The 11,744-nt window shown below is 50.6% G+C and carries 10 protein-coding genes; 5 read left to right on the forward strand and 5 right to left on the reverse strand.

Features of this window, described 5'->3' with window-relative positions:
• Window positions 1-58: 58 nt before the first annotated feature.
• Entirely contained in the window at window positions 59-739 is a 681-nt protein-coding gene (gene gph, locus FIV00_RS19495; protein WP_152502313.1) for a phosphoglycolate phosphatase, read from the forward strand.
• On the opposite strand, the gene FIV00_RS19500 is transcribed toward gph, so the two are convergent.
• Window positions 726-2,687 carry a DUF4139 domain-containing protein gene (locus FIV00_RS19500; protein WP_173006060.1) on the reverse strand — a complete coding sequence of 654 codons (1,962 nt, stop codon included), beginning with the start codon at window positions 2,685-2,687 and terminating at the stop codon, window positions 726-728. The genes gph and FIV00_RS19500 overlap by 14 nt on opposite strands.
• Window positions 2,688-3,134: 447 nt before the next feature.
• On the opposite strand from FIV00_RS19500, the gene FIV00_RS19505 reads away from it, so the two are divergent.
• Window positions 3,135-4,280, forward strand: a complete 1,146-nt coding sequence (locus FIV00_RS19505; RefSeq protein WP_152502315.1) for a hypothetical protein — start codon at window positions 3,135-3,137, stop codon at window positions 4,278-4,280.
• A 398-nt stretch (window positions 4,281-4,678) separates the two neighbouring features.
• Here the strand turns inward: FIV00_RS19505 and FIV00_RS19510 are convergent, their stop codons facing one another.
• Window positions 4,679-4,903, reverse strand: a complete 225-nt coding sequence (locus tag FIV00_RS19510) for a hypothetical protein (RefSeq protein WP_152502316.1) — start codon at window positions 4,901-4,903, stop codon at window positions 4,679-4,681.
• Window positions 4,904-5,251: 348 nt separating this feature from the next.
• Between FIV00_RS19510 and FIV00_RS19515 the strand changes: the two genes are divergently transcribed.
• Window positions 5,252-5,938, forward strand: a complete 687-nt coding sequence (locus tag FIV00_RS19515) for a class I SAM-dependent methyltransferase (protein WP_173006062.1) — start codon at window positions 5,252-5,254, stop codon at window positions 5,936-5,938.
• Window positions 5,939-5,986: 48 nt separating this feature from the next.
• Here FIV00_RS19515 and FIV00_RS19520 read toward each other — a convergent pair whose 3' ends face one another.
• Genes FIV00_RS19520 through FIV00_RS19530 form a run of 3 tightly spaced genes read right to left on the reverse strand, consistent with a single transcriptional unit; the run spans window position 5,987 to window position 8,407 of the window.
• Window positions 5,987-6,769 (reverse strand): SDR family oxidoreductase, encoded by a 783-nt coding sequence (locus FIV00_RS19520; RefSeq protein WP_152502318.1) that lies wholly within the window; start codon window positions 6,767-6,769, stop codon window positions 5,987-5,989.
• Window positions 6,762-7,457 (reverse strand): cytidylyltransferase domain-containing protein, encoded by a 696-nt coding sequence (locus FIV00_RS19525; RefSeq protein ID WP_152502319.1) that lies wholly within the window; start codon window positions 7,455-7,457, stop codon window positions 6,762-6,764. The genes FIV00_RS19520 and FIV00_RS19525 overlap by 8 nt, the downstream gene beginning before the upstream one ends.
• The gene (locus FIV00_RS19530) at window positions 7,454-8,407 is read right to left on the reverse strand and encodes a Gfo/Idh/MocA family protein (protein ID WP_152502320.1); all 954 of its coding nucleotides are present in this window, start codon (window positions 8,405-8,407) and stop codon (window positions 7,454-7,456) included. The genes FIV00_RS19525 and FIV00_RS19530 overlap by 4 nt, the downstream gene beginning before the upstream one ends.
• Window positions 8,408-8,723: 316 nt before the next feature.
• Between FIV00_RS19530 and FIV00_RS19535 the strand changes: the two genes are divergently transcribed.
• On the forward strand, window positions 8,724-10,586 hold the full coding sequence (locus FIV00_RS19535) for a lipopolysaccharide assembly protein LapB (RefSeq protein WP_152502321.1): 1,863 nt from the start codon (window positions 8,724-8,726) through the stop codon (window positions 10,584-10,586).
• A gap of 113 nt (window positions 10,587-10,699) precedes the next feature.
• Complete coding sequence (locus tag FIV00_RS19540) at window positions 10,700-11,731, forward strand: N-acetylneuraminate synthase family protein (protein WP_152502322.1); 1,032 nt, start codon at window positions 10,700-10,702, stop codon at window positions 11,729-11,731.
• Window positions 11,732-11,744: the final 13 nt, after the last annotated feature.

The following is an 11,744-nucleotide window of genomic DNA, read 5'->3' on the forward strand; positions in this document are numbered from 1 at the left end:
TGCAGCATACATGCGAAGCCGTTAGGCATTGGCGTTCTGTAACTCAGCTGAGGGTCTCATGTCTGTTCTGGTGTTTGATTTGGATGGCACACTGGTGTCTTCCATGGAAGATCTTGTTGTCACGCTCAATGTTGTCATGACAGCTGCCGGACATTCAGCCATTCCCCAGGACGATGTCGCACATATGGTTGGTATGGGCGCAAAGGTGCTGATCCAACGGGGTCTGGAGTTTAATGGCGTTGACTGGACGGACGCAGACATCGAACCGCTCTTCGAACACTTCCTGGAACACTATGCGGCGAATATCGCTGTGCACACGCGGCCCTTCGATGGTGTCGTTACCGCACTTGAGGCCTTTCGGAAGGACGGATGGAAGCTGGCAGTCTGCACCAACAAGGCAGAGCGCCTGACGCTGCCGCTGCTGACAGAGCTGGATCTGTCGCAATATTTCGATGCTGTTGTCGGCGGCGACACCTTTTCCGTTTCAAAGCCGGATGCTGAACCGGTCCACGGTGCAATCAGCAGAGCTGGCGGTACGGTGACCGGCTCGATCATGATCGGAGACAGCGTTACCGACATCAATGCAGCCCGCAATGCCGGTATTCCGGTCATTGCCGTTGATTTCGGCTACACGCCTGTCCCTGTCGAGCAGCTCGGACCCGACAGGATCATTTCCCATTTTGACGAATTGGCGGGCGCTGTTGCGGCCTTGGCCGACACGCCGCCTAGAACGTCCTGATCGCCTCACCTAGCGTTGCTCTGATTTCTTCGCCCCGTTCTTTCAGGGCGGCTATTTCCGTGTCGACCGCCTCGATGCGGGTCTCCGACTCGGCAAGCTTGCGGGCCGTGCGCTTATAAAGATCAGCACCTGTCTGAACGGCAGACAAGTTGGCACGAAGCCGGTCCTGATCTGAGGTCTCTTCGTCCTTGCGCGCGCGCAGCAGACTGATCTGTCGCTCGACCTGGGTGATCTCGGACTGCAGCTTCGCCAGTTCCCTCAATTTGGTTGCTGTCTGCCTTTCAGGGGCACGTGATGCAAGACTGACAAGGGTTTGAGCATCGGTCGTGATCAGCGAATATGTTTCTGAAAGCGTGCGTTGTTCCAATACGGCTGCAGTTTGGGTAGCTCCTTCCAGAACTTCGATCTTTAGCCGATTGTGAGTGGCGGTATCGTCCATATGTTCAGATGAAGAGAACTCCCAGCCCGGCCGTCTGGGGTGTTCGATGACAACCGTGCGCGCATCATCAGGCGCACCTTTGATCACATAGCGCGTTTCAGCCTGCTGGAGCACAGATGCCGTTAGCAGACCGTTTGCTACCTTGATTGTCGTGATCTGATTGTCGGATTTGGCCGACTGCGCAATTCTGACCTTTTTGTCGGTCGCAAAGCTCGCCATACGGCTCTCACCAGACGGCATGCCATTGATCTGGGCATCGCCGACATATCCTTCGCTTTCGTCATAGACTGTCAAGATGCCCCTGGGCAGACTTGTGTCGGTTTCGTTCTTGATCAAGATTGCGGCAACTGGATGCGGCAATCCGCTTTCGGGCCGAAAAACGGAGACAGTTTCTGCGGATACGACCTTGTCAACAATCGGAGCTGATAGTGTTTCACCGCTCTCAAGGCTCACAGGCCACGGCAGCGTGAAAGAGGCAGTCACAGCACCTTCACTTGCCTCGCCAACATTGGCGTTGGCCATCTTGCGCGCCATGGGTGCCGGTGCAGGAGCTGCCGCCGACAATGCGGCAATCCTTGAGCGACCGTCAAACATGGCCTCATTTTCCGCCACTTCAAATCTTGGTTCAGCGCCGGTGTCCGCCGGTGGAACATATCCAGCAGAAACGTCGATCGGAACTTCACGTCGCTGTTTCCAATATAGATCATGCAAACGCTGTTTGAGAGTGACCGGTGCACCTGAAGACAAGGTGACCGTGACATCCTGCCAATCCTCACCACTGGCGTTCTCCAAAACCGCCCAGGCTTGCAGGCGGGCCGTGTCGTCAGCAAGCGTTACAACGCGGTAGGCCGTTTTCCAAATGGGGGTTGGCACCACATAGGAAACCGCGACTTCGCGAGCCCCCTCACCCGCAACTTTCAGCGCGACAGCGCGTGCGCCGTCGGACTTGCCTCTGCCAACGGCTCCGAGTGCCTTGGCAACTTTCTGCTGTATGTCTTCGTCTAGGAACTGAATTTCCGTGTCGGCTGTCAGATCGACACTTTTGATGCCGCCTGTGCTCAAGACAGAAACGACATTGCGCTGCCCGCTGTCTCCTTCGTCCCTTGTGGAAACGCCCAATACCAATCCTTCAACACTGGACCCCGCCTTTTCGATGAGCACATTGGTCCCTTGCAGGGCGGCCAACAAACGGGCCGGAGACTGAAGGTCATCAACCGAAAAGGGAAGGTTTTTAAACGTCTCCGCCAGAGGATTGGGCCCCGGTAACGTGATGCCTTCCACGACTCCCTTCTCATCAAAAACAACAATACTCTTCAGAACATCGTTCACCTGATCGAGCGGCACCGTCATGTTGATCAGACCTGTGCTATCGATATCCGCCTTGCGAACGACTTCCGCCAGGCCACCGGAAGACAGTGTTATGCTGGTAATCGGACCGTTTTCTGCACTAAGGACAACACCTGGAATAGCAATAAAAAAAGCGACAGTTGAAGTAAGTCGAGACAACATGATTGAAAAACTCCGGTCAGACGGCAAGAGGCAAAATCGATAGGCAGACAATACGGCCATTGTGGGAAATCCATGTGCCGCAGGTCACCAAATGACACTTACCAAAGCTTGAGTAGCTTCAAGGACGAAGTTCGGTTCAAACACGAGATTTCAAGCTGATCATTCAACGGAAAGATCCTGAAATATCCCAGAAGGGTCATGGTTCACTCGCAACACTGACGACCGATCCTCCTTTTGGGTTACTGTCATATCTGACAATACCACAGAGCAATCAGATGCCGTTTTCCATCTTCGATCAGGCAAATTCTGTCAGAAAATCAACCATGACGGGCAATTTAAGCCAATTCTTCAAGCTTTAAATCGCCGGTACATGGCAAATCTTCAAATGAAAAATTTCAATAATGCTGTTCGTTGCTATTTCTTTTAAACAAGTCCTTTGGATTAACTATGGCCGAAACAGACGAAACAGCAGTACCTGCGGGCACTCAACTTTCGGATTGCTGCCAGGTGCTGGACGCCAAATTAAACAACTTTATCGCAAACCAGCGCCGCGAAGGTTACGCGTCGGCCGATTTGCCGGAACTGGTTTTTGACCAATTCGGAGACACTTTGGTGAACAAGCCGCATCTGGCGAGCATCGAAGATGAACTGATCCAGGAGTTTCACAATCCCAAAAAGGGAGCTTCCGGTCGAAAGTGTGAGCTTGATGTCAAGAATTCAAAATACAATGGCGCAAAAGGCACTGTTACGCTTCTGTCGCCGGTTATCAATTGCAACGGGATCGTAATCGGCATCGACAAGGTTGGGCACTTCTTTCAACTCGGATACACCATTTATAGCCGCCTGAATGGGTCAACCAGCGGCGTCGTTTTTGATCACGTTGCAGACGGGGCCGTGAAGGTCTTCAACAACTGGCTGCATTCGCGCACGGGCAAAAGATACAAGGATCCGAGGGGGCACTTTGCGAAGGCAATTCTGACGGCGAAATATCCAAACGCGTTCAAGTTCACTCAGAAGGGCTACAATCAGAACTCCGAGATGAACAGCTTCGGCGCAGCAAACACTGGTGTCTATTCGCAGGCAGATATTTGCGCCAACAATGCGGGAGCCCAGTTTTACAAGGACCTAGAAAAAAGCGTTCCCGGCCAACGCTTCAGCTTCAGCAAATTCGTCACCAAAGACTGGAGCGAAAGATACAATCCCAGCCTCTACACTCAAGAACTTGCCGCAACCGTCTGGCCGAATATCCTCGTCATGCGCAACTGGAAAATGACGCTCTATGATCAGGGGAAAGTGAAATCACAGCTCGTTGAAAATTGTCAGTTTTCCGGAACCGGTACCAGATTCAAAGTTTCTGTCGGTCCCGCTGCCAAAGCCATGGCGAGTGGCTCTTTCGATCTCTCAACCCGCAGAGATTCAAAAGTTGCCAGACAGACCGGCCTGGTGAATGGCATCACGCTCAAGGGAAACATTCAGTTTCAGGGTGAAATGCGCCAGTTCCTGCTCAACTCCATCACGGAAAACAAAATCGAGGGTACTTGGGGACACGGCGCTAACTCGGCCAATGGCGGCGCATGTACAATCGAAACATAGCATTGCGGCGCTGGCCGTGTATCTCTCGGATTTCAAGAAAACTGGGCATAATTTCTTAATCAAATCGTTAAGAAAGACCGCGACTGTAAGCGATCTGTTAAGTTGAAACTTACAGGAAGAACGACTCAGTCACCGGTAGAGCTGAGTGATTGGCGAAATGCCTTTCACAGTCACCGGCCAAGAACCGGCATCACATGTTCATAACCTTCCTCAAATCCACCACGCTGGCGACATGCCTGATAGCGACGCTCGCAATTGTGTTTCCCGCTGAAGCCCGTCAACAGACCGACGCAACTTCAATGGACAAGACGCATGCCGACGCGCTTCGTGAGATCTTGCCCATTTGGCCAAACCGCTCACAGTCTGAAACACCCTTAAGATTTGCGCAAAGCGAAGAACTAAAGCGGCAAAAAGAGCTGCTTGAGCTGCAGCGTCAATGGATACAGCAGGAACGGCGGCGCCTCGAACAACAACGAGCCAACCAGAGAGCACGCGAGCAAAGCCTGCAACAGCGTGAGCTTCAACAGCGTCAAAGGCAAGGCCGGGCCGCGCAGAACCGTCAAAGCTACCAGCGCCAGCAATACCGCTCTCAACAATACCGCCGCGTCCGCAACCGCCCCCAACAGTATCGCCGGCAACAATTCCAGAACCAGGGATTTGTGAGGCAGTGACAGTCGTATGTTTTCGATCTGTTTCCAATTGGCGTTTACAAGCGCAATAACTTGCGGACAACTTTAACAGGCGTCTGAGCTGTCATTGCAGGTATCGCGAAAGAAAACTACTCTTCGAACTAAATAGAGCACCTGCCCACGATCTTGTTGATCGATGTAGTTTGATGTGTGAATTGGTGTTGCTTCGAAAGCGACTACTAACTCGACGATAAGTCGAAGGACTTTGGCTGCCCAGCGTCAAGCGGCGCTCAGCCACTGCGTGAGTTAGCCTGTCCGGGTTCGGAAGGAATGAGCGGCAAAATGAGCGATTTGAAAGACGGTTCGCAGCCGCACAATGAGTATTTAGACGTGACCTATGGTCAAAAAGCGTTCACCGAATATCCCTTTGTGATGACAGCTCATTTGTGGGAAAAGTGCGGTCTGCGCCCGGGCACCAAATTGCTCGACCTTGGGTGCGGGCGCGGCGAATTTCTCAAAGGTTTTATGGCTAAGGGAGCTTCGGGTTACGGCTTCGACCAATCTGACTTGGCAAAGCAGCAGTGTCCTGAGGCTGACATTCGTGTGGGCGATTTAGAAGCGGCCCTGCCTTATGAAGACAACTATTTTGACGTTATTTACAGTAAGTCGGTTGTTGAACATTTTTATTATCCGGAAAAAATCCTCGCGGAAGCCCATCGGATACTGAAACCCGGTGGAACGATCATCACGATGACCCCCGACTGGAAATACAATGTTATCGATTTCCATAGTGATTTCACTCATCGCACCGCATTTACGATCAAGGCGATAGAAGACATCCACAAAATTACTGGTTTCAAGAACGTCGCTGGCGACAGATTCATTCAGCTACCTGTCTATTGGAAGCATCCTTGGACTGGCGCTTTGATTTGGTTGGCGCGAAATTTTACACCAGATTTCATGAAACCCAAAAACAAGTTCATTCGCTTCTCAAAAGAAGTAATGCTTATTTGTACGGCAACTAAATAGTCTTATTGGCTACAATAAATTTTGGGTGAATTTGTCCGGTGCAAGATCTCACCAGGCGCTAAAACCGCCATCAACATTGACTATCTGCCCGGTCATGTATCGTGAGTTGTCTGAAACAAGAAATGTCATGGCGTCAGCAATTTCTTCAGGTTCCGCCATCCGATCGAGCATGATCAGCTTACCCACCCTGCATTGAAATTCTACTGAGTGATCATTGAATACAGCGCCAGGAGCAATCGTATTGACCGTGCAGTCCCGTTTAGCCCAATAACCGGCCAGCCAGACTGTTAGTCCGTGAATTCCGGCCTTTGTCGCAGAATAGGCGCTGAAGGACTTGAAGGGCATCCCTTCATATATGTCATGGTGTGGCCCATTCAGGGCATACATCGACGCCACATTGATAAGTTTGGCTGGATACCTACCCACAATGTCGACGTCCATCTGGCGCGCGACGAGGAAAGCCCCCGTCAGATTGACCTTCAGCGTCTTTTCCCAAGTTTCTAATTTGGTGTTAGCGAAATCTGGAAAAGGCTCCCCTCTCCCCATCAACAACTCACCTGTAACGGCCGCATTGTTGATGACAACATTTGGAAATAAATTTTTCGTCGCCAGTGACTTGAATACTCCTGCGACTTGTTCCTCGCTGCCGACATCCAGTTCAATACAGTGAAAACAGTCGTGATCGCCATACCGATCCATCAAGCCATCATAACGCTCACCTGGTAGTTCCGAGGCAATAACTTCCATGCCGTTTTTCAGAAATTTCTCGATGTAGACTGTACCAAGAACGCCCCCAGAGCCCGTGAGAAAGACTGTTTTCTTGTCAGCCATTTGAGTTTTCCTTCATCAGCAGCTCAACCAGCTTAAAATCAAATTCAGAATCAATATCCACACAGCGTTCTGGGGGCATCTCATACGGGATTACGCGACCTTCAAAAAGTGATGATGCAGACCGCAAATAGGCAGGTGAAACGACATAGGTCGAGGCAGCGTGTTCGTAAACCAATGGAGCTTGTTGTCGCGCTACTATTTTTTCTGCCAACGGTTTGGACACTTGAAGTGAGCCGTCCGTATCGAGTTCGAGCAGATTAAAATAGGGGTTCTTTCGAGCAACACAGCAGGACATTACCATATCAGGCATTTCCCGAAAAAACAGCTCTAACGCGCTATCAATATCCTTTTGTATACGTAGCGGAGACGTACAGTCCAAGTCGACAAATGCATCGGTTGAACCGATCAGATCTTCCGATTTTTTGAGAGCATCCTGCCAGACATTCCATTTCGAAGCACCGTCAGTTGCAAGATGCGTGGGACGGAGTCCAATTTCCAATGCACCTCTTCCAACTGCGTATTCGTAGAGCTCTCGATCATCCGTTGAAACTGCAACTTGTTCGACATTTTTGTTTCGCAGGAGTTGTTCCAGGGACCAGTCGATCAGTGGTTTCCCGCAAAGTACGCGAACATTTTTTCCAGGCACGCCTTTGGAGCCTTTTCGCGCGCCGATATGGCCAAGTATCATGTCAGATTCGCCTCTATTTGGCCGACGAACCGCCGGTGTTCCCACGCATCGACTATCGCATCGCAAGAACCTCGAACAAGGTCCATCCGTGGAATCTGCTTAGAGAAAGGCCTGTCCTGTCCTTCAGCCAAACCAATGAAATCTTTCATTAAATTGAGAAAAAGAGAGTTTCTTTCCTTCGGTAATGTTTTTGTGTCCTTCGGACCAATGCCAGAAACAACAACCGTGTTCGTCTCAAAATCGTATTCCAAGCTCTCATGCAGCCCTTCGCAATTTCCACGTCTGACAAGATGCGGAGCAAGGTAGTCCATTTGAATTGTACATAGCCCCACCTTTTTGCCTTGCGCCGAAATAGAAGACGCAACATCCACCCCCTTAAAGGTTGGATGCTCAAGACAAGCAACGCTGGTCACACTAAGCTCAGGGTCCAGAATACAAGCCATATCGATTTCGTGACACAGGTCCAATAGTACCCCACCACCCTCGGGATCGGAGGCATAGCTTTCCGAAAAACACCACTCACTGCGCCACTGATTGACATCATGGCCGATTGTAAAAGTGGACCGAAAGGGGTTCGACAGTTTGAATTCCGCCAGCTTTTGAACAATTGGATGGTATCGCATCATGAAACCGACTACGGACCGCCGCTGCAGTTCCTCCGGAATGGAAAAAATCTGGTCTAGTTGATCCCTTGTGTATGCCAGGGGCTTCTCGATGTAGAGAGGCACATCATATTCAGCGCATCGCGATATGAGTTCGAAGCGGATGCGTGTTCCTGTTGCTATCACCACCGCCACGCGACTTTTCTTTTGCTTCAGCATCGCATCAAACATAAGGCTATCAAATCGACGCCAAGGGAGCAGCTCTGCTTGCTTACCAAGCGCCTTTAGGTTGTCGAAGTGCCTTTTGCCGATGGATCCCGCACCGACGACGACATAGGTAAATTCCATTGTCTTTTCCCAATTCGATTCGGTCCTGGGCAGAATCGATGCTTCACATACGGATCATTTCATCAATGAAGTATGGTTCGAAGCTATCCATTCGGTCGTGCCACAGATTTTTTCGTCAAAATGCATATCTGAAGCACTTCACTCCGACTGTTAAAGTTAGTGGCGAACTAATACTGGCAGCAATAAAACACCCTTCCTCCAAGAAAACTGCGGATAGACGAGTGAAACCTGCTCGAAATCTGTTTTTGTTTTTCCTGCACTGATAAGCTTCTACCGGTAATCAGTGTTTCGTAAAAAATACGGACAAGTCTCCTACATGGCTTTAAAAACAGCTTCAAATCCGGCGCTTGAAAAGCTGCAGCGAGCTTTGGTCCTCCAAAAAGCTGGCGACTTTGAAAAGGCGCAGCGCCTGTACAAACAAGTTTTGAAAAAAGCGCCCAATCATCCTGATGCAAATCATCTTCTTGGTGTGACTTACCGGCAGCTCGGCGATCCCATGATGGCGATCAAACAGATCCAGAAAGCAATCAATATTGCCAACGATCGAGCGCCGTTTTATGCCAATCTGGCACGCGCAATGTCAGACATACCCAATGCGGACAATGAGAGTATACTGGCATTGACCAGACGAGCACTGGATCTTGATCCCTCGCTTATTGACGCCTGGAACCTGCATGCAATCAGTCTTTCCAAATGCGATATGGAAGACGAAGCCGAACTCATCTTTCAGCGCCTTATTCAACGCTACCCGAACCATCCCGACGGTTATCGGAACTACGGTGTCATGTTGCGGGAGGCTAAGCAGCACGAAAAAGCTATCACGTTTTTTTCCAAGTGCATCTTGATGGACCCGAATGGCTCGGAAGCCTACGTGTTGTTAGCCAAGTCCCTGCAAGACAACGGAGACTTTGACAAAGCACGCGATTTTCTGGAAAGAGCGCTGAAACGCTTTCCTGAAAACGATGACTTGCACCACGAATTTGCGAAATCATGCTTTCGCGATGGGAACGCGATTGACGGCCTTGAATCGGCTGAATTTGCTTCTACAGTCGCCCCAAGGAATCCAGATCGACAAGTTACACTCGGTGTTTGTCTGCTGGCGCATACACGCCACGAAGATGCAATTGATGCATTCAAAAAAAGCATAGACTTGGTTGGTGGAAATCACCCGACAGCAGAATGGAACCTGAGTTTGGCCTATCTTGGTGCCGGCAATTTGACCAAAGGCTGGGAGCACCATAGGGCTCGTTTTTCGGCAGACAATCTCCCAGTGATCTGTCGCAAATTCAATAAACCAGCGTGGGATGGCGAAAGCCTCAAAGGCAAAACGATCCTCGTACACGCTGACCAGGGTGTTGGCGATGCTTTGCGAGCCTCCACACTCTTTTCGGAAGTCATTGCTGAAGCAGACAAGGTTATCATCGAAGGATCTCAGAAACTCCTGGAACCCTTTGCTTACAGCTTTCCAGAAGCAGTCGTTCGATTGGCAAGCTTTGAAGCCGATACAATGGAAGCCACTATTGACGACTATGACTGTCACACGGCGATGGCGGATCTACAGTGCTTCCTTCGACCGACGGTTGAGTCCTTTAAAAAAGCAAGGTTTCCATGCCTCAAAGCGCGCCCTGAACGTGTTCAAGAGTTGTATGGTCGTTTGCCGGAAGCGGACGAAAAGCCGATCATTGGGATTTCTTGGCGGTCACGGAACCTGGGCTCAGCCAGAGTGCGCAACTACTTTTCGGTCATCGATTTTGCGCCCATCCTGGAGACTGATGAGTGCATTTTTCTAAATCTCCAATACGCCAGTCTGGACAAGGAAATCCGATACCTGGAGCACAAAGCCAACCGAGACCAGTTTTTTCACTTTCGTGACGTTGATCAGTTCAACAATCTTTTGGACGCTGGAGCTATGACCGAGCTTTGCGATCTCGTTGTAACAGCCCCCACCAGCGTGTCGGATATGGCAGCGCTCCACAATGTGCCTTGCTGGAGCTTTGGAGACCCACAAGCCCATTTCAAACTCGGACAAGAAGTTTCTCCTTGGTACCCATCGATGAATCACACGGCGATAACGCCGGACCAAACTGTAGTGGACCTGGTACCGGAGATTATCGACCGATTGGAAACTTGGAAAAAGAACTTCTCACCCGAACCGCGGCTGAAGCGCATTGGATTGTGAGGGTGAGGATGCTCAGCCTAATAAGCTGCTACTTCTACCATGAGCCTTTTTTCGCGCCAGATCATTGCACACATGCAACTTTGCCCGTCCGGCAGCACTAAAGGATTAAATGTATGCGCATTGCCAATCGTGAAATAGGCCCGGACCAGCCACCGCTCGTGATTGCCGAAATCGGGATCAATCATGGTGGAAGCCTTGATGTCGCAAAGTCCATGGTCGCAGCAGCAGCACGCAGCGGCTGCGAGATGATCAAACATCAAACCCATTTCGTAGAAGACGAAATGACAGATGAGGCAAAGTCAATCTTTCCGCCCAACGCGGATGTCTCGATCTATGATGTCATGCGCAAGTGCGCTTTGCTGCCTGAAGCTGAAAAGGAACTCAAGCAGTTCACCGAAGACCTTGGACTGATATATATCTCCACACCGTTTTCTCGTGCTGCTGCAGACTTTCTTGCCTCAATCGACGTTCCCGGCTTCAAGATCGGAAGCGGTGAATGCGATCACCTGCCCCTAATCAGGCATATTGCACGTTTCGGTAAACCAATCATCATGTCAACTGGAATGCAGACGCTTGAGAGCATACGCCCATCGGTCGAAGTATTGGAAAAATCGGGTAATTCATACGCCCTCTTAGAATGCACAAACCTTTACCCCTCACCTCCTGAAATCGTTTCGTTGCAAGGCGTTCGTGAACTAAGAGCTGCGTTTCCTAAGGCTGTAATAGGTTTTTCAGACCATAGCATCGGTCCGGAAATGGCTCTTGCGTCCGTTGCACTTGGCGCATGTATCTTGGAACGACACTTCACAGACACCAGGTATCGGAAAGGTCCAGACATTTCATGCTCCATGGACCCTTCTGAGCTGCGTCACCTAATTGATCGTTCTCGCGAAATCCATGTCGCACTCCACAATAGAAAGCAAAGAACCAAACCGGAAGATGATGTTTACCGGTTTGCCCGCGGTTCTGTGGTTGCTGACCGCGACTTACCGGCAGGCCACATCATCACCGAAGAGGACATTTGGGCGCGGCGCCCTGGCAATGGTGAAATTCCCGTACATGATTTTGACAGAGTGATCGGCAGATCCCTAAGGCGAGCAGCGAAGCAGAACGATCAGTTGCGCTGGGACGATCTAGAAAAGTAAGGCGGAGCTCTGC

The sequence above is a fragment of the Labrenzia sp. THAF82 genome (assembly GCF_009363435.1).
Classification (GTDB): domain Bacteria; phylum Pseudomonadota; class Alphaproteobacteria; order Rhizobiales; family Stappiaceae; genus Roseibium; species Roseibium porphyridii.